This is a genomic window from Dyadobacter sp. (assembly GCF_039919315.1).
In the GTDB taxonomy this organism is placed as follows: Bacteria; Bacteroidota; Bacteroidia; order Cytophagales; family Spirosomataceae; genus Dyadobacter.
On sequence record NZ_JBDSFX010000033.1, the window covers coordinates 20,875 to 46,153 of the forward strand.

Genomic DNA, 25,279 nt, shown 5'->3' on the forward strand with positions numbered 1-25,279 from the left:
CATGAAACCCCAATTGTTTTGCGAATGCCTTTTAAATCAGATGCTTCCAGATCACATCGTACACATCCACTGCCTCTATTTCAGTTTTGTCCAATGCGGCATCGGTGATGCAGATCGGATAGTATTTTTTGGGAACATTGGGACTGCCGTGCGATCCTTTGACCAATGTTGCATCCAATGGAATGACGTCCATTAAGTAGCGGAAACCGAGCAGTTTTCGGGCGAGCTTGTAGCCAGCGCGAAGCTTGATTAATGGATTTTTCGGGTCCATGAACATTTCAACCGGATCGTAGCCAGGCTTTCTGTGAATGTCAACCAGATGTGCGTAGTCGGGTGCTTTCTCGTCGTCCAGCCAATAGTAATAGGTAAACCAGCTGTTGGGTTTGGCTACGACTACCAGATCGCCGGAGCGCTCGTGTTCAATGTGATATGCTTTTTGAGCTTCCTTATCAAGAATCAAATCGATGCCCGGTTCTTTTTTCAATGCATTGATCACCTGTTCTTTGACAGAAGGATCATTGAGATAAACGTGGGCAATCTGGTGATCCGAAGCCGCGAATGCTTTGGAAACACCGGGATCGAGTAACTCGTACCAGCGTTCATTACGTACCGAAATCAGTCCCTCATTTCTTAGAATTCGGTTTATATGGATCGGATTGCTGACCGGATTAATGCCATACTCGGAAAGCAGGATCACTTTTGCATTTCTGGCCTCATAAAATTTCACCAGCTCCTCCACAATCGCATCGATCTCATTCAGCTCTTTGCTGATTTTTGAAAAATCCGGGCCGAACTTTTGCAGACAATAATCTAAATGCGGAAGGTAAATTAATGTCAGCGTAGGATTATGCTTTTTCTCCACCCACATCGAAGAGTCAGCGATCCATTTGGTAGACTTAATGTTGGCATTAGGTCCCCAGAAATTGAACAGCGGAAACTGACCCAGGTCTTTCTGCAATTCGTCCCTGAGTTCTGGCGGGTAAGTATAGCAATCGGGAGCCTTCACGCCATCAGCGTGATATTGCGGACGAGGAGTGACAGAAAAATCGGCAGTAGAATACATATTGTACCACCAAAACATTTTGGCGCACGTAAAACCAGGATCCAGTTTTTTCGCAGCGTCCCAGATTTTCTCACCACGAACCAGCTTGTTAGACTGCTTCCAGAATTTTACTTCCGAATCTTCGCGGTCATACCAGCCATTTCCAACTATACCATTCTCCGCCGGCCATTTACCGGTAATGTAAGTGCTCTGGGAAGTGGTAGTAACGGCAGGAAGAACCGGTTTGATGGGTGTTAAATGCTTGTTTTTTAAGTATCCGGCAAGAAACGGGGTATGTTCTCCGATCAGGTTGGCACTTAATGCTACTATGTCAATGACAACAGTCTTATTCATAACTCAATATTTTCTTCACCCACTCAATTTCCCTCACAATAGACTCACCGATAGGTTTTTGCATATCTTCCGGCAGTACGCCCCACGTGTAAGTTTCGACTTCAAGAAATGAAGAAAATGGGTTTTCTACGTGAAGTGCAAGGGTTTTAATGATATCTCCCTGAGTAGATTCCAGAACGCCATAAGAATTGATAAAAAGCGGAACATGGAAATGAACACGCCATTCTTCCTGGTTTTCATTCCAATCCGCCAATGCTTCTTTGAGATCAGGATAATGCGATTTGGTCTGATCACTGTTCCTGGATACTACCTGATGGAGGTATACCGGCTCATTGAAAGTTTCAATGGCTTTCAGTTTAATTTCCTTTTCGCTCGAAAAATTTACTTTGAGTGCCGAGCTGATCTGAATGCGGCCCACTTTGATGCCGGTTTCATTCAATGATGCCAATATCTCTTCCGGGTTCTCAAAACCGACAGCCGCGTGACAAATGTCATAGCAAAGCTGGATGTGTTTCAGAATGGTTTCTTTGGCTTGTTCTTCCGAAAATGAGTACTTTCTCGACAAATGTATAGTGCCTTTTGGAAGCAACACATTACGGTACCAGTTCACAAAATCGACCATATTGTCCAGCATTCCGTCTGGTTCCGGTTCAATGTCCAGGTGCAGCAGTTTGCCGGTCTCTTTTTCAATACTAATCAGTTTATCGAGTAATTGCAGCACGTGGTTTGTGGCTGCCTCGGTAGCTAATTGCCTGTCCGCCTCCGTTTTCCACCAAAGCCGGTAAGTCAGCGGGGGAGTCGATACACCGCCATGCATTCCTTCCGGAAGCAGCTCGGTTAATATATTGAACAGGCGAATCGTGTATTCCAGGCGATCGGTAGTAGTCCAGTCCGGCGTGTGTACATCGTCTTTCACGACCGTATTATGAAAGCCGCCGTAAGGAAACCCGTTGATTACAAAAACGTAAACGTCTTGTTCGGTAAGCCAGTTTTTAAATTCAAGCAATACTTCCGGCTTGCTCAGTTCAATGGACGCCTCATTGGCAATGCGGAGTCCAAGCCCGAAAGACTGGCCGGACGCAAGCTGCTGACGGATGTAAGGAATATTTTCGCGCAGCGATTGAAAATGGTCAGCCCATTTTTCGCCCGGATGTATGTTACTGCAATAGGTAAGGTGTCCGTAAGGGGTTATCATAGGGCATGGATGATTTTAGAGCCTTCGAGATAATCCACTGATCTCGCAATGATATCAGCATCAAGCTCGTGTACTTCCACGCCTTTCCCGATTTTTTCAAGAAGCATAATGGTCAGGCGGCCGCCCAAATGTTCGCGGAATTCCTGCAAACCATTTCGAAGGTTAATCTTGTCGTTTTCAGCCAGTTTAGGATGGTACAGATCAAAACCCACTTTGTTCAAAAGGTCAAGAATACGAGCTAAGTCTGCTTCCGGGAGCTTTCCAACCTGGGCCGCATACACGCAGTCCAGTGCAATGCCGATCGCTACTGCCTCCCCGTGACGCACCTGAAAATCAGTAAGATATTCTAATTTGTGAGCTGCCCAGTGTCCAAAATCCAGCGGTCGTGAAGAACCAAATTCAAATGGGTCACCACCTGCAATGTGGTCGGTATGCATTTCGGCACAGCGGTGGATCAGGTAGGCCATGGCTTCTTCATCGCGGTTAGCAAGTGCTGTTGCGTGTTCTTCCATCCATTCAAAAAACGAGGCGTCTTTGATCAAAGCCACTTTGATAGCCTCTGCAATTCCTCCGCGCCAGTCGCGGTCATCGAGTGTTCTCAGGAAAGTGAGGTCATTGAAAACAGCCACAGGCGGTGCAAATGTGCCCAGGAAGTTCTTTTTACCATGAAAGTTAACGCTGTTTTTTACGCCAACGCCTGAATCGTTTTGTGACAAAACGGTTGTAGGAATGCGGATCAGTTTAATACCTCTGTGCGAAACTGCGGCGGCGTACCCGACCAGGTCGAGAACGGCCCCGCCGCCAATACCAATGACAAATGAATGCCGGTCTATGGCGTAAACATCCACCGCTTTCACGAGACTTTCAAACAAGGCCGGATCGTTTTTCGACGCTTCACCGCCCGGAACAATGATGATTTCGGGGGCTAATTGGATATGGGGAACAGCTATGGAAAAGTAGGACCTGATCTGGTCCGCTAAATCTTGATGGTATTGAGCAAACCCTTCATCCACGATCACCAAAGCTTTGCGCTGAAAACCTTGCTCGGTATAATCCTTGAAAAAATCTTTCAGTAATGGGTTTTTCTGATCAAATAAATGCTGTGTGAAGAATACCGCATAATTGTATTCTACTTTGAAACGCTGTTGTATGGTTTGCATCGAAATCGACATTGAACACGCAAAAAAATAATTATTAATACTAAGTTACTGCGAAAACCTTTGCCAAGAGCATAGATAACGGCAATAATGCCAAAACGGCTAATGCCACCGGCCATAAACCAAAAGCCACGCACCAGGAGGCATTCATCACAATAAGTGAAATAACCCCCGCTTTCACTGCTTTGCCAATCAACGGGCCTATCGGATTTTGCATCGCATTCCACAATGGCCTGAATATAAACCACGCATGAAGCAATACAAATGGGACGGTATAAAGTAGGTTACCATGCTCGTCAGCCAGTTTTAACTGCGATAGTAACACAATTGCATAAAAAACAGCGGCAATGTAGAGAGTAGTCTTTTTCCCGCCATGTACTTCGTCCTGACTGATTAATGTAATCGCGCCAATGTAAATGATCGGAAACAAAGCTACCCAAGCCCACCCCTGGAAAGATTCCGGCAGGACACTCATTCCTAAAATCAGGTTTCCGCCCCGGCACATACCCATTGTCAGCGGACCAAAAAACACGTGATGTTTTGCAAATCGATTGTAAAGTACGGTCAGCAATGCAACAATGATGGCGATCATCCCACTTTGAAAACTGAACATCGCTGCCGCCAGAATGCCCAGAAACAGAAGTGAAATCCCGAGCATGGTCGCCGAGGATAATGGTACTTTCCCGCTTGGAATAGGACGTTCGGGGCGTTCGACACTATCTAGTTTGGCATCAAAAACGTCATTCATGACCACACCACCGCCATAAAGGCCTAATGTTGAAACTACGAGCAACGCGGGTGAAAAACTTGAAAAAGTAAATTGTGCAATAGCCATACCCGCCAGAATATCGGTAATGGCGGTTACAAGATTGGCAGGACGTGTTAGCTGCAGGTAAGGTTTAAGACTGCTCACGTTATTGAATTACTAGGGAATCTTTGGCAGGAACAGGTTGCTGTCCGCCTCTCAAAATGCTGTTTCCGTGGAATTTCTCGGTATGGTCAATGGCGTATCCGGATTCAAAATCTGAAACATCGATCTGTCCGCTTTTTCCGAACGCGTCTATGGCATTCTGGTAAGTCACGAGTCTGATCGTTTCGTCGCTAATGCCTCTCATTTTCATTAAAGCGGCGGTTTTAGGAATAGCCAGCGGATCGGAAATACCCCAGTCAGCCGCTGAATTGACCATAATCCTTTCGGGGCCATATTGCTCCACTACTTTCACCATACGCTCATTGCCCATTTTAGTAAAAGGATAAATCGTAAAAGCAGCCCAGAATCCCTGGTCCAGAACACTTTTAACAGTTTCTTCATTATTATGGTCGACAATCACCCAGGATGGATCAAGTCCATGCTCCAATGCGATCGCCATACTGCGCTCCGTTCCTTTTTTCTTGTCGCGGTGCGGCGTGTGGATTTGTACAGGTAGCTTCGCTTGCTTGGCGAGTTCCAGTTGCAAACGGTAATATTTTTCTTCCGCGGGGGTCTGATCATCGAACCCGATCTCGCCGACACCTACTACACCTTCTTTGTAAATATATAATGGCAGAATTTCCATTACCTGCTCTGCAAGTGCCTCGTTATTGGCCTCGCGGGAATTCAATCCCATGGTACAGTAATGCTTGATGCCAAACTGGGAAGAGCGAAACCTTTCCCAGCCAACCAGGCTGCTGTAATAATCCTTAAAGCTGGATAATCCCGTCCGCGGCTGTCCTACCCAAAAAGCAGGCTCGATCAATGCGACGATGCCAGCCTGGTGCATGGCCTGATAGTCGTCCGTAGTGCGGGATACCATATGGATATGCGGATCGAAAAACCGCATTCCTTTAATTAGGTCTTTATAGTCGTTCCAGGCAATGTCGCGGTGCGCGGGGGCAGCTGCGACCTCTTCACTTTCTTCAAAGTGCGAAGGGTTCTGGGTAGTATCGTTATGGTTAAGGCACATAGGTTTAGATGTCAGTTTTCTAGTTCGGCCCAGGTTAATTCCCCTGATTTTACAGATTTTTCCAGGTCGGGATATTTGGCCAATAAATAATGTGCGGCGGCAAGTGATGATTCGTTGCAAGCCAAAGCTGCGGCTTTCTGATCTCCGAGGTTTGCAGAATCAAAGAGGTGCTGCGCGTCCGTCAGTAAAGCCGGGTTCATATATTTACCCACAAGTCGCCATACCTGTGGAGGTACGCTGCGACCAGCTGCCCAGCGTTCATGTGCGAAGTCGGAGAGTGTGACAGCCAGTTTTTCGTTAGACCTGTTTTCGAGTCCTTCGATAAAATGAATGGGCTTATCATTGAAAATGGTCTTCAAAACCATCTGGTTCCACGCCAGTTCGCTGAAATATTTTTCGGGATACGGGTTATGCAATGCGATGGCATCAAAAACAAAACCCATATTGGAACGAACTGCATCCGTTGCCCTGAAAAGCCATTGATCGGGGTAAGAAAGGAGCGGAAGTGCGGAGTAAAGCGCCACCAACTCATTCATTTCCGCAGTATCGAAAAGTGTTTCAATGTTCTTGACGTAAGCTTCTTTGTCGGAAGGGTCAAGCTGGGTGAGGAGCCAAACCCTACTCAGTCTCACCAGCGACCAGTTTTCCACCGAAAATCCCGAAACTTCCGAGTTCAGGTCCCAGGGAATATCTGTGCTGATGGTAATGATTTTTTTGGAAAGAAACCTTGGTGCAGCTACAAATGCGGTCATGAGCTCCATGGGGCTGGCAGTACCTTTTTGTTGGAGCCAATCGGCCTCAGCGGCGGTTGTATTGCGGGTTACTATCTCCCAAATTTTATTTTTAATGATGTCCGACATAATGTACGACTGTGATCTGATCAGCGCCGGACGCATCCGGGTAATCATTCTTTATTGCGGGTTATTTTCTTATTAATGCCTATTTACTATTATAAAGTTTCCGGCAGCGATATTATAACGTTTTTACGCAAGGATAAGACTCATTAAAATGCCTTATTCCCGTAGTTTTAATGAAAAACTAATCTGCTCCGTCCAATCAAATGGTTTAGAAATCAAACTCTTGAATGTTGATGTCATTCAATAATTCATGCGTCAGCTCGTCGTGTTTTTTTTCGGATCCCTGTAACGTCCAGCTTCCGGTAATGTGGTTTCCTGTGCGGCTTTGCTCGCCTCTCAGAATTTTCAGATTGTATTGTTTAAACATTTCCTCGTACGTTTTCAGGCTTTGTTTTTGATAAACGCACATCAGCCGGTAATTCCTGATCTGACTTTTCCGACGGATAAATTGCTGAATAGGTGCCAAAACGACCAGCGAAAGGCCGGAAATAAGGAAGCAAGCAATCGAGATTTCGTAGAAACCTGCGCCGATGCCCATTCCCAGCGCCGCCGTAACCCACACAATGGCAGCGGTAGTAATACCCACGACCCGGTTATTTTCGCGAAAAATGATCCCCGCACCAATAAAACCAATACCGGTCACAATGTTGGCAGCAATGCGCCCGGCATCGGAACTGATCTTAATGGAAAGAATGGTGAAAAGTGTAGAGCCTACCGCGATCAGGATCATCGTCCTCAACCCGGCCGATTTGCTGCGGTATTCCCTTTCAGTACCAATGATAGCACCTAGTAAAAAGGATAAAAGCAGCTTGTAAACGTCTTCCGGTAATAATTCCATTTTCGTAAGTTCAGTCCTGGCCTTAGAATGAAAAGCCGGGAAGATTCAGAATCTCCCGGCTTTTGGTGAATGTGAGTGTTGCATTATTAATTTCTTTCAATAGCGTCAAGCAAATCGTTTAGCTCTTTTGCATTGATATTTTCTTTTCCTGATTTGTCATAAATGCTGAGGAGCACAACTTTTTCTTGCAAAGTAAAAACACAGGTTATCACCCTTGCACCGCCACTTTTCCCTCTGCCTTTGCTTTTAATCGCCAAGCGAATTTTAAAGCAGTCCTTTCCAATCGGTGTGCCCTGAACAGGATTATCGGCGAGGCTTTCACCAAGCTCAAAAACGTCTTCTCTTAATGAAGCATATTTTTTGGCAAGTCGTTTTAATTCTTTTTTAAAGTGTGTGGAAACAATTAATTCAAAGCTCATTCAAAACGTCTTTAAGAGGCCAAGTTTTTAATGTTCCTGCCTTCAAAGAAATGTAATCCTGCTTCAAGTTTTCAAGAATCTGAGCTTTGGTTGGTTCATCTTCGTCCAGGTGCTCCTCTTGAATAACATTAACCAGTTTTTCACGTTCCTGCCTTGGTAACTGCCTTACCAAATCTACAAGCTGCTGAAACGACAACGGAATGGTAAAATTGATCGTGTTTTCCATCTTGTTACATTTTAAATTATCCTTACCGCTTGCTATGCACTTGCAGTTTTAATCTCAACCCAGGAAATCAGTTTTTCAGCTTCCTCCATTCCAAGCTTCGCCAGATCAGCGCTTTTGGCCCCATCGTAAGCCATATCTAGATGAAGTACCTGGTAGGCTGTCAGAAATGAATTCAACATTTTTTTGTCCATTTGGTCAAGATGTTGTTTGTACCAATCCACGTCTTTGCGACCTTTTGTTTTCGTTCCTAATAAATTGTCCAAAACCAGTAATATTCCGGTGTAGGCCGTGTGGCCAGCCATTTTAACGTATTTGGGATCCTGGTAATACCCGTCTTCCTTAACCGCTTTCTCCCGGAGAATTTCTTTTGCATTATCAATGTAACGCTTGGCTTCCTGAATTGAACTCATTGTCTCGATGCTTTTAGTGTATGTTTGCTTAGAACTCAAATTTACAAAAACAAAAAGCATTTGTCTCAGCTATTCATAATCTCTTCAATTTCCTCAGCTTCCAGGGGAATATGCTCCATGAGGTCGATGTTGCCGGTTGGCGTGATGAGAATGTCGTTTTCCAGCCGAATGCCCAACCCTTCTTCTTTAATGTAGATACCGGGCTCGCAGGTAAAAACCATACCTGCCTCGAAACGACGATACTTATTGCCGACATCATGAATATCCAGACCTAAAAAATGAGAAGTACCATGCGGAAAATATTTCTTGTAAGCCGGCAACTCGGGATCTTGCTTGTCAATGTCATCCCTAGTGATCAGCCCGAGACCGATGAGCTCACTTTCCATGATTTTGCCCACTTCCAAATGGTACTCATCCCAAATGTTACCGGCGACCAGCATTCCCTTAGCGGCTTTGAAGACCCGTAAAACAGCCTCATAAACTTCCCGCTGACGCTTGGAAAACTTGCCATTGACGGGAATGGACCGGGTAAGATCAGCTCCATAGTTAGCATACTCAGCTGCTACATCCAGCAACAGTACGTCCCCATCCTTGCAAGGCTGGTTATTTTGAATGTAATGCAGTACACAAGCATTGGCGCCAGAAGCAATGATGGGCTGGTAAGCAAACCCTTTCGACCGATTTCTTACAAATTCATGCACCAACTCGGCTTCCACCTCGAATTCCTGAACGCCCGGTTTTACAAATTTCAACAGTCGCTCAAAGCCAAGCTTAGTAATGTCGCAGGCTTTTTGAAGTAGCTCAATCTCAATCGGCTGCTTGATCGCCCGCAGCCTGTGCATCAGCGGAGCCAGTCTTTGCAGTGAATGTATAGGGTACTTTTCTTTGAAATCAATCACAAAACGTGCTTCGCGCGTTTGCACCGGAGAGTCGCCGCGGGTATGTTCATTGGTATTCAGGTATACATTGTCAGCTTCGAAAACGATATTCCTGAAAACCGTTTCATATTGATGCGTCCAGAAGATCGTTTGTATCCCGGTTACTTCCTTTGCCTGCTCTTTGGTGAGCTTTTCGCCTTCCCACACCGCGATCAGTTCATTGGTTTCTCTCAAAAACAGTACTTCCCTGAATTTTTCGTCAGGATGGTTGGGGAATAGCAACAACACAGTTTCCTCCTGGTCGACACCCGTCAGGTAAAATAGGTCCGTGCTTTGTTTAAAGCCCATACTGCCGTCCGCATTGGTGGGCATGATGTCATTTGAATTTAATATAGCCAAAGAATTTGGCTTCAATAATTCAGTGAGTCGACGTCGGTTTTCTATAAACAGGGATTTGTCAATAGGGGAGTATCGCATAGCGGGTAAATTTTGTAACTGGTCATTTAATTTGCAAAATTACGGTTATCTTGTTCAAAAATTATACGGGGCGAAACGCTAAATACAGTAGTTTCTACATGTTTTGTGAAGAATAAATGCCCGTATCTACCAAATTGACAGAGAATACCTAACTATGATATTGTTCATGAAAAGATTGTTTTTGCTAGCATTTGTATTGATTCCCATTATTTCCTCGGCAAGTCCGAAGTATTGGATTTACCTGAAAAATAAAGATCTGAATGCTGCGCCAGCTGTTTCCCCGCTGACATTGGAAAACCGTCAGAAATTGGGTCTGGCACTTTCAGATGACATGGATCTTCCGATCAAAAAAGACTATGAGCAATCGCTTCGTGAACAATCTGTCAACATTATTAACCGCTCCAAATGGCTGAACGCAGTGTCAGCCGTGATGACTAGCGAGCAGGCCATGAAGGTAAGGCAGCTCGATTTTGTTCAGGACGTGGTTCAGATCGATCCCGGATTTTACATCGCCCGCACTCAGCCCATTGAAAAAGCACAAATGGCACCGGTAATGTCACAGGTTCAGGCCAATGCATTTCTGAAAGAAGGAATTACGGCCAAGGATGTGACGATTGGGGTGATTGACGCAGGTTTTTACGGAGCTGATTCTTCGCTTTCTTTATCTCAGATTTTTTCAAATGACCGGATTTTAGGTATCCGCGATTATGTGAAACCGGGTCGTGCAGGCGACCTGCTGTTCAGTACTGCGGAATCATTCTCCGACATGCACGGAACGGAAGTACTGGCCGCTATTGCAGGAATCGATTACCAGGACCAGATTCAATATGGTATGGCGACCAATGCGAAGTTTTATCTCGCGCGTACCGACTATTCTTTAAGAGAATACCGTGGCGAAGAGGATAACTGGATCGCGGCCATGGAATGGATGGACAGCCTCGGTGTGCGCCTTATTAATACTTCATTGGGCTATGCCAAAGGGTTTTCAGATCCAAGAGAAAATTATACGCCTTCACAAATGGACGGCAAAACCAGCGCTATTTCCCGCGCCGCTCAGATTGCTTCCGACAAAAAAGGGATCATGCTAATAGTGTCGGCTGGTAATGAAGGAGACGATAAAAGCTGGGGCATTGTGTCGGCTCCTGCTGATGCAAAAGGTGTGTTGTCAGTTGGTGCTACCAACGGAAAGCTTTGGAACAGAATCGGTTACAGCAGCACCGGCCCTGAATTTTTACCTTATGTGAAACCTAATGTATCGTGTTTCTCACTCTACGGTACTTCACTATCTGCTCCGGTCATTACCGGTTTTGCTGCTTGCCTGTTACAAGCGAATCCAAGATTATCTAATAAAGAACTCCTTAAATTGATCGAAAGATCGTCCCATTTGTATCCTTATGGCAATAACTATATAGGATATGGCGTACCTCAGGCCAGCCGTGCACTTGCGCTTGCCAAGGCACCTTACCTACCCGATAATGCCAAACTTATTAATGCTAAAGGCAGGACTTGTGACGTGGAAGTGACCAGCCAGGATTCTCTGGTGGCGATTTACAGAAAGAAAAACGACAAAGACGTTTTATCCCAGCAGGTAGCCAAGGTACAAAACGGCAAAATTTCTCTCAAACGCCAGAACAACGAAAAGTTCACCACCATTGATCTCCGGGATTATGTGGTAGAGGTGGAATGGAACTGACCCGCATTTCTAAGGTGACTTTCTGAGCCGGGCTTCTTCGAGGTCCAGCTCACGCTCCTTGATTTTAATGAGCTCATCAGCGCAAGCTCTCTCTTTTCGTAGCCTCTGTATTTCCTGTCTTTTGATGTGAATAATTTCCAGTAACATTTTTCGGTATTTCAGGACAAATGCCTTGCTGACATTTTCTTCCGAATGAAAAAGTTTGGCATCAGCCATTTCAATGATCTTCGTATAGCGATCCTTTAACAACCGGAAAGGCTCGAATTCTTGAATTTCTCCGTCATAATTGGATTGCATATAGTCCAGACTTACCGTCGCCAGTCTTGAATTCAGCATCGCATTCTGTTCGTCAAGGTTTTCATCGTCGTCTTCTATTTTCAACCATTTGATCAGGTAGGGGAGACTTAACCCCTGCAAAACCAATGTAAAAAGGATGACCACAAAGGTGATGAACAGAATCAGGTCACGGTGCGGGAATGCGGAACCTTTCAGCATTAACGGCACAGCCAGGGCCGACGCCAGTGAAACCACCCCGCGCATCCCACTCCATGCTACGATAAATACAGTTTGCCAGCTAGGTCGCGGCTCTTTCTCCCGAATGGATTTGAAAAGAATTCTCGGAATGTAAGTGGCGGGGAAAACCCAGATAATCCGGATCAGGATCGTGACAACACTAACGACAACCGCGTAGGTAATCACTTCTAGCAATGTGTATTTCGTTAGGCCAGTCATTACCTCAGGCAGTTGCAGGCCAATCATGATGAAAACAATGCCATTGAGTAGAAAAATGACGGTTTCCCACACATAATTTGTCTGCATACGAGACTGGTAGCTAAAAAGCTCATGCGCACGGAAGCTCAAAAACAAACCCCCACTCACCACCGCCAGTACACCCGAATAATGAAAATGCTCGGCGGCAATGTACATTAAGTAAGGAGAAATGAACGTCAGCGCGGTATCAATGCTCGGTGTGGTAGGGAAAAACCGGTGCACCAGATAGAGTACATGGGCTATCGCGAGACCAATGATAATCCCCATGATTGCTACCGTAAAAAAATCGACCCCTGCTTGCCAGAGCACAAATTGACCGGTAGACATGGTGGCCAGCGCAACCCGGAAAACTATGAGCGATGACGCATCATTTACCAGACTTTCTCCTTCCAGGATAGTCACTACACGCTTGGGTACTTTGAGGCCCTGCAACACAGAAGTTGCTGCGACCGCGTCGGGCGGAGAAATAACGCCGCCTAGCACAAAGCCCATCGCCAATGTAAAGCCTGGGATCATCGCATGGGAAAGGTAGGCAATGGAGGTAGCAGTAAAAACGACAAGCCCAATGGAAAGCAGGAGTATGGGCCGCTTCCAGTGCCAGAAATCTTTCCATGAAGTATTCCAGGCTGCCCCATACAAAAGCGGAGGTAGAAAGATGAGGAAAACCCAGTCAGGATCGAGTTCGAAATGGGGCATTCCCGGAATAAAACTGATAAGTAAACCGGCAATTACCAGGAAGATCGGGTAAGAAACTCCAATTTTTTCGCTGAGCATCGTCAGCATTGAAACGACGAATAAGAGGGATATTATTAATAGTAAATTATCGTGGATCATATAGGTGGGTTCAAGAAACGATGGTATAAATGTATATAAATTGTCAAATTAACGTTATATAGTTTTGTGTGTTAACGAGCACGCAAAATGATTTTTTGGTTTTTTTCTGCTGAAAAAATGAGAGTTTTCTATATCTTTATTGCTCTTTCTGACAATTCTATCACCTAATCCCTAATTACCAATGAGTACTTCTCGAAGAGATGTTCTGAAAATGGCGGGTATTGCTCTTGCAGGCAGCACATTACCAGCTATTACAATTCTGAATCCAAATCGTGCCTTTGGCGGTGTTAATGCTGAGACCCTTAAGGTGGGCTTGATCGGTTGCGGCGGACGTGGTTCCGGTGCTGCTAACCAAGCTTTGAAAGCAGATCCTAATGTTGTGCTTCATGCCATGGGAGATATTTTCAAAGATAAAATGGATTCTTCACTTGAAAACCTGACCAAGGTACATGGTCCGAAAGTGAAAGTGGATGAAGGTCATAAATTCGTTGGATTTGATGCGTTCAAAAAAGTATTGGAGTCTGGTGTGGACGTGGTGATCCTTGCAACGCCTCCGCATTTCCGCCCCGAGCACCTTACTGCTGCGATCAATGCAGGTAAGCACGTGTTCTGCGAAAAGCCGGTAGCGGTTGACGCTCCTGGTGTGCGCAAGGTATTGGATGCGGCTAAATTGGCCAAACAAAAAAATGTTTCTTTAATGTCAGGTTTCTGCTGGCGTTATCATGAGCCAAAACGCGCAAGTTTCGGGAAGATCCTGGACGGAGCGGTTGGTGATATTTCTGCGATTTATAACACTTACGATACCGGTACATTGTGGTCTTTCCCACGCGTACAGGGCTGGACAGATGCGGAATATGTATTGCGTAACTGGACATACTACACCTGGCTGGCTGGTGACCACATTGTGGAGCAGGCGGTACACAGCATCGATATGATGTCGTGGGCAATGGGCGGAAAATTGCCTTTGTCGGCAGTAGGAACCGGCGGACGCCAGGTTCGTACCGATTCATTGTTCGGTAATATCTTCGATCACTTCGCGGTGACTTACGAATATGAAGGCGGCGTAAAAGGTTTCCACCATTCAAGACAACAGGCTAACTGCGAAAACAGCTACCTGGTTGAAACGATCGGAACAAAAGGTCGTGCAATGGTGAACTGCGCGCGTAACGTACACGAGATCTTCGGGCAAAACCCATGGAAATACGAAGGTGCACAAAATGATATGTACCAGACTGAACATAACGAACTTTTTGCATCCATCAGAAGCGGTAAGCTGATCAATGACGGTGAGTTTATGGCGCAAAGCACGCTGCTCGCCATCATGGGTAGAATGGCTGCGTATACCGGAAAGCGCGTTACCTGGGAAGAAGCAATGAATTCAACTGAAAAACTGGGACCAGATCAATACAGCTTTGATATGAAACCTCCGGTAGTTGAAGTTGCGAAACCTGGTATCACTGCCTTTTCTTAAGATTATATGCAAAGAAGGGATTTTATTAAAAACACTGCTCTAGCGGCTACGGCCACGGCAGTCGGTGCTTCTGTCGTTTCCAATGCTTCGGCAGAAGGTTTCATTTCAAATACTGCGGCACTGACTAATCCATTGGCCAGACCAATGGTGAAAAAGAGCCTGATGTGGGGAATGGTAAAGGAAGATTTGTCAGTAATGGACAAATTTAAGTTACTGAAAGATCTTGGTTACGACGGTGTAGAGCTCGATTCCCCCGATAAACTGGATATGAAAGAGGTCCTTGCGGCCAGGGACAAAACCGGTTTGCTGATTCCAGGAACTGTTAATTCCATGCACTGGAAGTTGCCATTGTCCGATCCTGATCCGAAAAAGCGGGAAGAATGCGCAAAATCAATTGAGAAAGCATTGTGGGATACTAAAGAGTACGGTGGCAGCACGGTACTGGTAGTGCCAGGGGTAGTGAACGCCAGTGTTACCTATGGTGAAGCATATGAACGCTCTCAGGCGGAGATCCGTAAGCTAATTCCCATTGCTGAAAAAACAGGTGTGAAAATCGCCATTGAAAACGTCTGGAACCAGTTTTTGCTGAGTCCTTTGGAAGCAGCAAAGTTTGTCGATGACTTTAACAATCCAATGGTTGGCTGGTACCTTGACATTGGTAATGTGCTCCGGTACAGCTGGCCGGTTTCTTGGATCGAAGCGTTGAACAAACGCATTTTAAAGCTCCATTTGAAAGAATTCAGTTTTAAGAAACAAAATGATCTGGGTCTTTGGAAAGGGTTTGATGTAGAGTTTATGGAAGGCGATAATAATTGGCCGGAAGTAAACAAAGCACTTCAAAAGGTGGGTTATTCAGGCTGGGCATCGGCCGAAGTCCCTGGCGGTGACCGTAAACGTTTGCTAACCATCCGTGAGAAAATGGATGAGGTTTTTAAGGCTTAGAAAGAAAATTTGATGTTATATAACAGCGCCGCTTCATTCTTGGAGCGGCGTTGTTTGTTATTTGACCAAGTGGTTTTTCTATCTTTGAGCTAATGGCGTAAAACGGAAATGGAAGACATGAAAAAATTCTGCATATCGTTGCCTGAATGGTACGGTTCCCTGTTTCGAAGATCAGTAGTGTTGCCAGCTACCATTTTGTTCATTGCAATTCAAGGCTGCAATAGTCCTGAAACGTCACCTAGCAATCCATACGACTATTTTCCGCTGGGGATTGGGCGATATCAGATTTATCAGGTGGATGAAATGGTGTATTCGGTGGGCCAGAAGAATCCAAAAATCAGTTCTTGGTATGAGAAAGATGAAATTATAAGAAAGGATGTAGAATTTAGCGGTGGCGAAGTCTACATTGCTTCTCATTCAATTCGAACCACTTTATCAGGTTATTGGCAAAAGGTCAGCGAATATAGTGTCACATCTTATCCTGATAAAATCATTCTTAATCAAGGCAACGAGATCTTCACTTCTCTTGTGTTCCCATACACACCTGCGGTAAATTGGAACGGGTACCAATATTTCAATCTGGATAAAGATGATGACAGATCGGGATATTTGTTTCACTATGAAGATCTGGATCAACCTCTAACAATCGATTCCCTGAAATTTGACAGGACATTCAAGGTATCCGAACGGAGCGATACCACAGGTCCACTTTATTTTAGACTGGGTTATAAGCAATATGCATCAGGTATTGGTCTTGTCGCTGATCAACTCACAAATATTGATTACTTACAGGAAAATGGAGAACTTGTTGGATATAGAACCATAGGGTCCGGCATCAGAAGAACAAAGAAAATCATAGCATACGGGAAGTAGAGAGGACATCGGCTTTCCCGCGAAAAGTCATGTTGCAGTCCCAGATAATGAGCCGGATTTTCCTACCTTTTTGGGCGCCTTGTGACACATTCGTCAAGCAAAATTTTCATGTAAAACGTGTGTAGATGTTTCAAGTACTTTGACTACTTGATTTTTGCTCACGCCTTCAAAATCCTCCGAGAAAGTCTCTATGGAATCACCGGTTTCCAGGTAATCAAACAAGTTTTATAGGAACACGAGTGCCAAAAACCACTTCCCACAAAGCCGAATTTCGGGAACAAACTTGGTCCGCCATTGTGAGGTTCTTTGGAATTTTGAATAAATTTTCAGTTGGCGAGGCTTAGGTGGAAGAATGTGCATTGCGTTAATTTCTAATGATATTTTTCAAAAGTGGCAATAAGTGTAAAAATATGCAATTATAGTGTTGAAATTATATATTTAAATGCAGTATAATGCTGTTTTATACTTAGAGACGAGATTTTAGATGTGATTATCTTACCACTAAAATGGTATTTGATTTCACTTCAATGGCTGAAAATAAAACTTATAACAGGATAAAGGCAGTTCTAGCGGAAAAAGGAAGAACCAATATTTGGCTGGCAGAAGAACTAGGGAAAAATAAAACCACAGTCTCAAAGTGGTGTACAAATGATGTTCAACCACCTATCGAAACTTTGTTCAAGATTGCTGACGTCTTAGAAGTTGACGTTAGAGAACTTCTAGTTTCAAATGTGAAAAAAGGTTGAATAGCGTCCGTTTTCAACATCTCTTTTGCCCGAGCCAGCTTTTTAGGAAATAGAATAAATTGGAGCCGTGGATAAAATTGAACTTCAAAAGAAGGTGGGTAAGCGAATCATTCAACTCAGATCTGAGAAGGGTTGGAGTCAGTCAGACCTTGCACGTGCATGTTACAAGGATAGGCAATCGCTTGAAAGAATTGAGAATGGGAAGGTCTCGCCTTCACTTTTTTCGTTGTATGAAATTTCGTTGGCGCTGGAAGCGCCTTTTGGTGAATTGTTGCATTTTGAGTAGATAGAATTCCCAACTATTTCTTCACTTTATACTTAGTTCTTGCGTAATACTTCAATGTAGATATTTTCAATTGCTGATCTCTGATTCTGACCAGCTTGTACTCTTTAAAAACACCATTTTTGTCCAGAAAACCGATGATACAGGATTGTTCCTGTGGACCTTTTTGAATTTCGACCTTTGGCATGATACCGAAATTCGGGATTTTCAGGTTGTCCTCGGCTTCCAGTTCCTTGTATTTTATTTTAACCAAAAATTCAAATGTAGCTTTGGTTTCATACACTTCAACAGCAAATTTCCAGTCATTCAATGGGTCTTTCACCTTTTCGCTGAAACTGGCGACGGGACCGTTTTCTACCTTGTCTCTGATAAGTGGAATAGTATCATTGATCGCTTGGTCAGGGTCGCCTGAGGAGCCTTCGGAGTTGTTTTGCTGGTTGCAGGCGAACAATGTGAGCAGAAAAAGAATGCAGCAATACTTCATTGGTAAAGGATAATTTTGATTAACAGGAACATGACTACTTTGCAATATACCTTTGTTATTTGCATTAAATAAAATATTTTCCTCCCTACATTGTAAACAAATTATGGCAATGATATACCAATTTACACTAAAGTTTAAGCCTTGGCTCGTTCCTCATAGGGACGTAAAGCTTCCAAGCAGACTTCACAGATATCTCTTATCGTTTGAAAGGCAGTTTCATCAGATCGCAATATAATGTCGAACTTGTCTCGATCCGTTTCAATTCTTGCGCCGAACTGAATATTTGAGTCTTCGAACCAATCACAAAGAAGTTTTTCTCTTTCACTCTCAGGATTGCCAGTATGCACACCTCCCATAACATGTGAACACGCTCTTAAAACATCTTTCACAGTGAATTGCTCTCCCATGTAGTGAAGGCAGACTAATGCTAAAAACTCTTTTAGAGTAAATTTTGTATGAATCGCATTTTCTGGGGAAATTTTTTGCCAGATGAGCAAAGTTCCCTTGTTGATCATGGGATCATTTTTGAGGTCGTGAGCTTTAAATATGATATTTCGATCATAGTTACATTCCTTGCAAAGTTGGTAGAACATGCATTTACCGTCAAGAAATAGATGACGTAGTAGTCCACATGCTTTAAGTAAATGGTATTTCTCTCCGTTTAGCTTTTGTCTAATATCATCAACAGTGCTCAAAAAAATGTATCTAAGGTTCATGTAATTGTCAAACAAATTTAGCCAGGCCATATTTATAGTAAAACAACTCGTATGGAACAAACCGATACAAAGCAGCTATTTACAGATACAGACCATGAGATAAAATATCAGATTAATAGATTATTGGAAAACCTAGGATGCGATTATGGAATTCTAAGTACAGTCGGATCGTGGAAAGATACATTATCGGATCAAGAAATACTTGATGGCCTAAAATGGTTCAACCAAAGCTTAACTAGATAGTGTCAATTATAGGGGACTTCATTTCGGAGCTTGGATTCTTGTAACCCTCTCTCGATAAAAGAATTCCAGTATTTAAAATTTGAATAGCAGTAATCTTACTGACAGTATATTTTCTCCAACCCGGAAGAGTTTTATCTGGTTTACTATTTTTAAGGCAATACGCCACCAAAGTCAGGTGTCCTGTGGTTTTGAGACAACCTAACGTGAAAGGCTCAACTGTTCTTGTGGTTCCCTCATACATGAACGAGATTACTTTATGATTTTTGATAGCCTGACAGATTAAAGCCTGCATAACATCTGGTTTGATAAATTAATCGTTAGTTTGATGTTTTTCAATAATTTTCTTCAAAAAGATAATTTCTTCCTTTTGCTGCTCAATGATCTGTTCGTAAAGCTTCTTTTCTTGATCTGATAAGCCGTTGTTTACGACATACCCGTTTCCTGTCTGGTTATGCATGACGTTGAAAATCATCTTTTCATTGAAATTGATAATGTCTTCAACGGTCACTTTGAACACTTCGGCAATCTTAAGTAGCTTAGGGTAAGATAGTTCAGATTCATTCCTTTCGATTTTACCATATCCGGCTTGAGTCATTTCCAGCTTTTGAGCCATGTACTCCTGGGTGAAGTTCTTCAACTCCCGAATCTTCTTGATTTTTTCTCCGATTTCCATTGAATCATTATTTCTTCCCAAGTTCTAAATAAATCCTCACAGTTCTAAAATAAACCGGCGATTTACAAAGGGTGCCATAATTTTGGTGAATAATGAATTACTTATCCCTTCTGAATAAATGACTGAGAATCAGGCTTACAAAATATCCGGTTTGATCTTTTTGGTCACAATTGGAATCTTGGGCATCATGCGCTTAACTAAATCGCTAGGCTCTGATCGTAATTCCACCAAAAAGGAGGCTAGCTACTCAATATGTGATTGCGAAAATGCCTATCGAGCACTAATGTACGGTGAAGGTAGCCATGCAGAGAACAAGTATACTGGTGAAAAATACAGGACATTAAATGCGGATGGGAAGGCATACATGGATATTATCGATAAATGTGCAACCCTATATGGAAATGATGGGAAACCGCTGAGTGAAGGGGGATTTTCGAAGTATCCGGCTTATCAAGAATGTTTAGAAAAGAGGAATGAACCTTCAAATCAAACGACCCCAGATACCTTAATTGTCAGCTGGAACCCGGAAACTTATCATATTTTACAGCTTGACAAGATAGGAGGTTATCTCTATACAGAACCTTGGAACCCAAAGGGCTTTGTGATGGTGTTTAAGGGAATGGAGGAAGAGGATAAGTACGGGAGACAGGCCGTTAAAATCTTAATACAAGGACACTATAAGGTTTCCCGAAAATTTCAACTTGAAGCTAAGAAATACGCTAGTGAAGACTTTTATAGGTGGAAAACATGGACTAGCACAGAACCAGGCACCTTCGGAACATTCATAAAATGCCAAGAAAATCACAATTTCGACCAAAGCAAAATGTGTGATTGTTCTTTCATACTACCCGATTAATCTTCCTTTTTGGGAGGCTTAACCTTCATCAAAGCAATCAGTTTTCCGTCGAACTCAGCCCTCAAAACAACCTCAGGTTCAGGATTTTCTGAATCTGTGGACTTTATGCTTTTCTTGTTCTTCGTTGTCTTCTGTTTATCAATTGTCTTCATGAAATAAGCTCCTTATACGTCAAACGACCCGTCATGTTTTCCAAAACTACGTTAAAACGTTGGGATGTTGTATAATTCCTTGTGTTATATCTGTATGAGAATTCATCAACATATGATTGCAAGTGACCTACACTCACCCAGTGATATATGCCGTCGATACCTCGCTTTAGGTGGCTCCAGAAATTCTCAACTCCATTCGTATGAGCCATTCCGTTCACAAATTGCTTGGCACCGTGATTGACTCTTTTGTGTTCGTACGTCTTATGAAGGCTGTTATAGGCTTTCCATTCATCCGTCATAACCTTGGTATTACACTTAACATTAGCTTTTATTACAGGCTGTAAAGTTGCCATTTTAGTATTGGGAACCACATTGGCAATAACATACTCGCCTCTTTCGAGCATCCCTAAGACCGGCTTTTTGGTTTTGGTACTTCTGCCCTGAGTTCCTTTGGTTTTCTTGCTTTTATGCTTGTTCTTTTCATCTCCACCTATATAGGTCTCGTCTATTTCTACAGTGTTTGCCAGAGCTTTCTTGAAATCTGGATGGTCGAAAGCATATCTCAACCGGTGTAGTAAAAACCAAGCGGTTTTTTGTGTAACATCAATATCCCTAGCAAGTTGGTGAGATGAAATCCCCTTTTTGTGGGAAGAAAAGATGTATAAGGCCATAAACCACTTAATCAATGGTACTTTGGTATCCTCAAAAATAGTACCAACTTTAACATTGAAGTATTTCCCCGTGTTTTTGCACTTATACCGATTGTTAGCACAGAAATAAACCTTTGAAGTCTCGTCAAAAGGAGAGACAACGTTCCCATTCCAACGAAGCTTTTCCAAGTGACTAATGCAATCCTGTTCTGTAGGAAATGCTTTAACCAAATCAAGTATACTTTTGAATTCACCTATCATAATATCAGAGAGTTACAGATATAAAGATAAGAAGAAGTTTACACTAAACCTAGGTTTTTGAGTAGTATTTTATACTAAATTTAACCCTAAACATCTATTATAATGACCAGAGACCAAGCAGAAGAACTTAAAAATAGAGCGGAAGTAGTTGTTGGCTGCGTAATAACCTATACCGACAAAAACAATGCTACATTTGATCGGTATATGTGTAAGGAAGTTTTGGTTTTATTCGAAAGTGAAGAATATGTAACTAAGACAAGATTTATATCAGATAAAGGAGTAACCAAGGATTTTGATGCTCAAGAGATGTTAGACACATTTGCCAAACCTGTGGATTTTCTTACAGAATAGCCGTTAAATTTCATTATCAATCTCTTAAATACACTAATCTTTTCTTCGTCACCAATTAGGTCGGCGTTTAAAAGATCGATGATCATTTTCGATATCTCTTGAGTTTCACATTCGGATATTGGAACATTCAAATGTAAAGCATTAATCCAATTTTTGAATTTTGGAAAACGATCAATAGGTTCCTCGATCTTTATTTCAATATTTTTCATAATACTTATCGTTTCTTATAAATATCACGAAATTCGACAAGTCATGACAAAAGAGCAGCACGACAAGATTGTCAAGAAAGCCAGGGGCTACCTCGATAAGAGAGTTCTTCTCACAAACGGAAAAGGTGGCGCAACTTTTGATGACTATCAGTTCGTGGAGATTCTCCCCGGAACAGAGAAAACCGACTATGTGCCAATGGGAAAACTTATTTCCCTTATGCCGGAAACTTCTAAAAATCCAGTCATTGTAAGGGAGCTTGAATCAATTCTATCTGATTTAGACCGTGTATAAGGTAAGAAACAGGTGTAAATTGGTATATCATTGCCCAAATTATTAATAATCCCGCCTCCCACACAAGACCCCAACTATGGCTTTAAACTATATTTTCGTAGGATTCTTCTTAATTGCCTTCGCGGTGGCATTTCTAAAATTCATACTCACAGGCGATGTACAGACTTTCAAAGAGGTAACCGAGGGAATGTTGAAAATGGCCGAAGTAGCGGTAATGGACATTGCATTGCCATTGACGGGTGTGATGACGTTCTTTCTGGGTATTCTCAATGTGGGCGAAAAGGCGGGGATTATCAATGGTCTGGCCAAAATCATCGGGCCGTTTTTTAACAAGCTTTTTCCGGAAGTACCGAAGGATCACCCGGCGAATGGTCAGATGATCATGAATTTTTCTGCCAATTTTCTGGGACTCGACAACGCGGCTACCCCGTTCGGGCTCAAAGCCATGCAAAGCCTGCAGGAATTAAACCCAAACAAGGACACTGCTTCCAATGCGCAGATCATGTTTCTGGTGCTGCATACCTCGGGTTTGCAGATCATACCTTTGTCCATTATTGCGCAAAGAGCGATTCTAGGGGCGGAAAGTCCTTCCGATGTCTTCATACCTTGTGTGGTAGGGACTTACATTACGACGGTGACGGCGATGATCATTACTGCCTCCTGGCAAAGGATCAACCTTTTTAACTGGACCGTAATGTCCTGGCTTGGTAGCATTACCGCGGTTTTGGGATTGCTGCTGTGGTACCTGTCAGGATTACCCAAAGAGCAGATCGAGACGATATCCATTTTTGTAGGCAATTCAGTTTTGCTCGCGGTGATCGCCGGATTTTTAGGGACAGCCTTATTCAAAAAAGTCAACGTATTTGAATCATTTATCGAAGGGGCGAAAGCGGGTTTCAGCACGACCGTAATGATTATTCCCTACCTCGTGGGGCTGCTCGTGGCGATCAGTGCTTTTCGAAGCTGCGGGGCAATGGATTATCTGATTGATGGTTTGAAATGGATGTTTTCACTAACAGGTCTGAATACGGATTTCACTGATGCATTACCGGTTGCTCTCATGAAACCCCTGAGTGGCAGCGGGGCGCGTGCCTTAATGATAGACGCCATGAAGGAATTCGGCCCGGATTCATTCGTCGGACGGTTGGTTTGTATTTTTCAGGGGTCGGCTGATACCACACTTTATATAGTAGCGCTGTACTTCGGTTCTGTCGGAATTAAGAACACGCGTTATGCCATTGTAGCGGGATTAATCGCAGATCTGATCGGCGTTTTGGCTGGAATCTGGCTGGGATACTTATTTTTTCATTGATTTTTCCAACTCTCTTTAAATCGCCCTTTTACCCTGTTATGCAACCGTCCGTATAATTTGGATGGTTGTTTTTTATGGTAAACATTAATATTGGTCATCTAACTCTGAACAGCTTATGTTTAATTCGTTACGCCGCTTCTCATTTGTTTTCCTGATATTTTACGCAACAATGGCCGTAGGGCCTGCATTTGCACAAAATGATGTAACTCAGCCAGCCAATACTTACTCGCTGGAAGACTGCATTAAAATTGCGCTGGAAACCAATCCGCAGCTGAAACAATCGGAACTTACGGTACAAACGAACGGCAATATTTATGCCCAGTCCAAGTGGCAGCGCTGGCCGAGTATCAGTTTTAGCGCAGGCCAGGGATTCAGCTCCGGTAGAAATATTGACCCGTTTACCAACCAGTTTGTTCAGCAGAACATTAACTCCAACAACTACCAGCTGGGCGGTCAGGTCACTTTGTTCAACGGGTTTCAGATCAAAAACACGATCAAGTTCAACGAGGCGAATTACAATGCGAGTGCCAAAGACCTGGATGCGACCCGGAATGATATCATGCTGAATGTGGCATTGTCTTATTTACAGGTGATCACTAACCAGGAACTGATCGAGGTCGCGCGCAGACAGGTTGACGCTTCTAATTTACAGGTTGCCAGAACAGCCAAACTGGTAGAAGCCGGAACACTCGCCGAAAGTAACTTGCTCGATTTGAAAGCACAGCTCGCCAATGATGAACTAACTTTGGTGAATGCCGAAAATAATCTCGAAACCGCTAAACTGAATTTGAAACAATATATGAACATGCCCGGCAGCGAGCAGATCAATGTGGTGAAGATTGAAGTTGCTGATCCAAGTCTGAAAGTTTACGACGCAACTATTCAGGAAATATTTGAAACTGCCCTGGCTAATTTGCCCCAGATGAAAGCCGCCAATATGAGAATTGAGGCAGCCAAAACCAATGTAGATCTTGCAAAAGGCGCCGCTATGCCGTCATTAACACTGAGCGGAGGAGTTTATACTGCATATTCAAGTGCCGCGCCAAAAGAGCGGTTTGTTTCAGACGGATCGGGATTTACCAATACTGACGTGATTTCAAAAACCGACTACATTATTGTCAATAACCAACAAGTGCCGATTGTTCAGAAAATATCGGTTCCTAATGGTGCATTAAGAACATTCGGATACCTGGATCAGCTGAACTTTAACCGCAACTCTGCCATTAACCTCAATCTGAACATTCCGATTTTCACCAATTTCAGAGTGAAGTACAATGTGGCGAACGCGAAACTTCAGCAGAAAACATACGAGTATCAGGCGCAGCAGGTTTTGCTCACCATTCGTAAAAATGTGGAGCAGGCGTATATTGATATGAACAATTCAGCAAAACGCTATTCTGCTACCGCTAATCAGGTGAGGGCTTTGCAGGAAACATTCAGGGTTTCGCAGGTACGTTTCGATGCTGGCGCCATTAACTCAGTAGAATACAACATCGCCAAAGCCAATCTCGACAAAGCAAACGGAAACCTGGTTCAAACCAAGTATGACTATGTTTTCAGGACTAAGATCCTTGATTTCTACATGAACCGCCCGCTCTCGGATTTTTGACATTCGCATTCCAATCATTACCCTCAGGTTTTTTGAAATACGATCAGAAAACTCCATTGATA

28 protein-coding genes are annotated in these 25,279 nt (G+C 43.4%); 11 read left to right on the forward strand and 17 right to left on the reverse strand.

The window, feature by feature from the left end; genetic code table 11:
- Positions 1-31: 31 nt before the first annotated feature.
- The 11 genes from ABIO93_RS09240 to ABIO93_RS09290 form a co-directional block, all read right to left on the reverse strand.
- Positions 32-1,396, reverse strand: a complete 1,365-nt coding sequence (locus ABIO93_RS09240) for a nucleotide pyrophosphatase/phosphodiesterase family protein (RefSeq protein ID WP_348066797.1) — start codon at positions 1,394-1,396, stop codon at positions 32-34.
- On the reverse strand, positions 1,389-2,591 hold the full coding sequence (eboE, locus tag ABIO93_RS09245) for a metabolite traffic protein EboE (protein WP_348066799.1): 1,203 nt from the start codon (positions 2,589-2,591) through the stop codon (positions 1,389-1,391). Before eboE ends, ABIO93_RS09240 begins: the two co-directional genes overlap by 8 nt.
- Positions 2,588-3,751 carry a 3-dehydroquinate synthase gene (locus tag ABIO93_RS09250; RefSeq protein WP_348066801.1) on the reverse strand — a complete coding sequence of 388 codons (1,164 nt, stop codon included), beginning with the start codon at positions 3,749-3,751 and terminating at the stop codon, positions 2,588-2,590. Before ABIO93_RS09250 ends, eboE begins: the two co-directional genes overlap by 4 nt.
- Before the next feature lie 40 nt (positions 3,752-3,791).
- A complete protein-coding gene (gene eboC / locus ABIO93_RS09255) occupies positions 3,792-4,661 on the reverse strand; it encodes a UbiA-like protein EboC (RefSeq protein WP_348066803.1) in 870 nt (289 codons plus the stop codon).
- A 1-nt stretch (position 4,662) separates the two neighbouring features.
- A complete protein-coding gene (locus ABIO93_RS09260; protein WP_348066805.1) occupies positions 4,663-5,691 on the reverse strand; it encodes a TatD family hydrolase in 1,029 nt (342 codons plus the stop codon).
- 11 nt (positions 5,692-5,702) lie between these two features.
- Positions 5,703-6,599: an EboA domain-containing protein gene (locus ABIO93_RS09265; protein ID WP_348066807.1), complete on the reverse strand. Its 897-nt coding sequence runs from the start codon at positions 6,597-6,599 to the stop codon at positions 5,703-5,705.
- A 157-nt stretch (positions 6,600-6,756) separates the two neighbouring features.
- Positions 6,757-7,386, reverse strand: coding sequence for an MgtC/SapB family protein (locus tag ABIO93_RS09270; protein WP_348066809.1), 630 nt, complete (start codon positions 7,384-7,386; stop codon positions 6,757-6,759).
- Between the two features lie 86 nt (positions 7,387-7,472).
- Positions 7,473-7,805 (reverse strand): type II toxin-antitoxin system RelE/ParE family toxin, encoded by a 333-nt coding sequence (locus ABIO93_RS09275; RefSeq protein ID WP_348066811.1) that lies wholly within the window; start codon positions 7,803-7,805, stop codon positions 7,473-7,475.
- Entirely contained in the window at positions 7,795-8,031 is a 237-nt protein-coding gene (locus ABIO93_RS09280; RefSeq protein WP_348066813.1) for a hypothetical protein, read from the reverse strand. The genes ABIO93_RS09275 and ABIO93_RS09280 overlap by 11 nt, the downstream gene beginning before the upstream one ends.
- Positions 8,032-8,063: 32 nt before the next feature.
- Positions 8,064-8,441 carry a DUF5618 family protein gene (locus ABIO93_RS09285; RefSeq protein ID WP_348066815.1) on the reverse strand — a complete coding sequence of 126 codons (378 nt, stop codon included), beginning with the start codon at positions 8,439-8,441 and terminating at the stop codon, positions 8,064-8,066.
- Between the two features lie 65 nt (positions 8,442-8,506).
- Entirely contained in the window at positions 8,507-9,796 is a 1,290-nt protein-coding gene (locus tag ABIO93_RS09290) for an aminopeptidase P family protein (RefSeq protein WP_348066817.1), read from the reverse strand.
- Positions 9,797-9,962: 166 nt separating this feature from the next.
- Between ABIO93_RS09290 and ABIO93_RS09295 the strand changes: the two genes are divergently transcribed.
- A complete protein-coding gene (locus ABIO93_RS09295; RefSeq protein WP_348066819.1) occupies positions 9,963-11,489 on the forward strand; it encodes a S8 family serine peptidase in 1,527 nt (508 codons plus the stop codon).
- Between the two features lie 9 nt (positions 11,490-11,498).
- Here the strand turns inward: ABIO93_RS09295 and ABIO93_RS09300 are convergent, their stop codons facing one another.
- Positions 11,499-13,094 (reverse strand): Na+/H+ antiporter, encoded by a 1,596-nt coding sequence (locus ABIO93_RS09300; protein ID WP_348066821.1) that lies wholly within the window; start codon positions 13,092-13,094, stop codon positions 11,499-11,501.
- A gap of 211 nt (positions 13,095-13,305) precedes the next feature.
- On the opposite strand from ABIO93_RS09300, the gene ABIO93_RS09305 reads away from it, so the two are divergent.
- The 5 genes from ABIO93_RS09305 (at position 13,306) to ABIO93_RS09325 (ending at position 17,412) form a co-directional block, all read left to right on the forward strand.
- Entirely contained in the window at positions 13,306-14,565 is a 1,260-nt protein-coding gene (locus tag ABIO93_RS09305; protein ID WP_348067026.1) for a Gfo/Idh/MocA family oxidoreductase, read from the forward strand.
- Between the two features lie 6 nt (positions 14,566-14,571).
- The gene (locus tag ABIO93_RS09310; protein ID WP_348066823.1) at positions 14,572-15,507 is read left to right on the forward strand and encodes a sugar phosphate isomerase/epimerase family protein; all 936 of its coding nucleotides are present in this window, start codon (positions 14,572-14,574) and stop codon (positions 15,505-15,507) included.
- A 108-nt stretch (positions 15,508-15,615) separates the two neighbouring features.
- Positions 15,616-16,380 carry a hypothetical protein gene (locus ABIO93_RS09315; protein WP_348066825.1) on the forward strand — a complete coding sequence of 255 codons (765 nt, stop codon included), beginning with the start codon at positions 15,616-15,618 and terminating at the stop codon, positions 16,378-16,380.
- Between the two features lie 506 nt (positions 16,381-16,886).
- Entirely contained in the window at positions 16,887-17,126 is a 240-nt protein-coding gene (locus ABIO93_RS09320) for a helix-turn-helix transcriptional regulator (RefSeq protein ID WP_348066827.1), read from the forward strand.
- Between the two features lie 94 nt (positions 17,127-17,220).
- Positions 17,221-17,412 carry a helix-turn-helix transcriptional regulator gene (locus ABIO93_RS09325; RefSeq protein ID WP_348067028.1) on the forward strand — a complete coding sequence of 64 codons (192 nt, stop codon included), beginning with the start codon at positions 17,221-17,223 and terminating at the stop codon, positions 17,410-17,412.
- A 13-nt stretch (positions 17,413-17,425) separates the two neighbouring features.
- Here the strand turns inward: ABIO93_RS09325 and ABIO93_RS09330 are convergent, their stop codons facing one another.
- The 3 genes from ABIO93_RS09330 to ABIO93_RS09340 form a co-directional block, all read right to left on the reverse strand.
- Entirely contained in the window at positions 17,426-17,893 is a 468-nt protein-coding gene (locus tag ABIO93_RS09330) for a hypothetical protein (protein ID WP_348066829.1), read from the reverse strand.
- 134 nt (positions 17,894-18,027) lie between these two features.
- Entirely contained in the window at positions 18,028-18,408 is a 381-nt protein-coding gene (locus ABIO93_RS09335; protein WP_348066831.1) for a hypothetical protein, read from the reverse strand.
- Positions 18,409-19,162: 754 nt separating this feature from the next.
- Positions 19,163-19,525 carry a helix-turn-helix transcriptional regulator gene (locus ABIO93_RS09340; protein WP_348066833.1) on the reverse strand — a complete coding sequence of 121 codons (363 nt, stop codon included), beginning with the start codon at positions 19,523-19,525 and terminating at the stop codon, positions 19,163-19,165.
- Between the two features lie 118 nt (positions 19,526-19,643).
- On the opposite strand from ABIO93_RS09340, the gene ABIO93_RS09345 reads away from it, so the two are divergent.
- Positions 19,644-20,381, forward strand: a complete 738-nt coding sequence (locus ABIO93_RS09345; protein WP_348066835.1) for a hypothetical protein — start codon at positions 19,644-19,646, stop codon at positions 20,379-20,381.
- Here the strand turns inward: ABIO93_RS09345 and ABIO93_RS09350 are convergent.
- Positions 20,378-20,533 carry a hypothetical protein gene (locus ABIO93_RS09350; protein ID WP_348066837.1) on the reverse strand — a complete coding sequence of 52 codons (156 nt, stop codon included), beginning with the start codon at positions 20,531-20,533 and terminating at the stop codon, positions 20,378-20,380. The two genes, ABIO93_RS09345 and ABIO93_RS09350, sit on opposite strands and share 4 nt — an antisense overlap.
- On the reverse strand, positions 20,530-21,444 hold the full coding sequence (locus ABIO93_RS09355; RefSeq protein ID WP_348066839.1) for an IS1595 family transposase: 915 nt from the start codon (positions 21,442-21,444) through the stop codon (positions 20,530-20,532). The genes ABIO93_RS09350 and ABIO93_RS09355 overlap by 4 nt, the downstream gene beginning before the upstream one ends.
- Before the next feature lie 102 nt (positions 21,445-21,546).
- Between ABIO93_RS09355 and ABIO93_RS09360 the strand changes: the two genes are divergently transcribed.
- The 4 genes from ABIO93_RS09360 to ABIO93_RS09375 all read left to right on the forward strand — a co-directional run bounded on the left by ABIO93_RS09360 (position 21,547) and on the right by ABIO93_RS09375 (position 25,217).
- Complete coding sequence (locus tag ABIO93_RS09360) at positions 21,547-21,795, forward strand: hypothetical protein (RefSeq protein WP_348066841.1); 249 nt, start codon at positions 21,547-21,549, stop codon at positions 21,793-21,795.
- A gap of 252 nt (positions 21,796-22,047) precedes the next feature.
- Positions 22,048-22,296 (forward strand): hypothetical protein, encoded by a 249-nt coding sequence (locus ABIO93_RS09365; RefSeq protein WP_348066843.1) that lies wholly within the window; start codon positions 22,048-22,050, stop codon positions 22,294-22,296.
- Between the two features lie 76 nt (positions 22,297-22,372).
- Positions 22,373-23,608 carry a nucleoside recognition domain-containing protein gene (locus tag ABIO93_RS09370; protein WP_348066845.1) on the forward strand — a complete coding sequence of 412 codons (1,236 nt, stop codon included), beginning with the start codon at positions 22,373-22,375 and terminating at the stop codon, positions 23,606-23,608.
- 115 nt (positions 23,609-23,723) lie between these two features.
- A complete protein-coding gene (locus ABIO93_RS09375) occupies positions 23,724-25,217 on the forward strand; it encodes a TolC family protein (RefSeq protein ID WP_348066847.1) in 1,494 nt (497 codons plus the stop codon).
- Positions 25,218-25,279 lie beyond the last annotated feature (62 nt).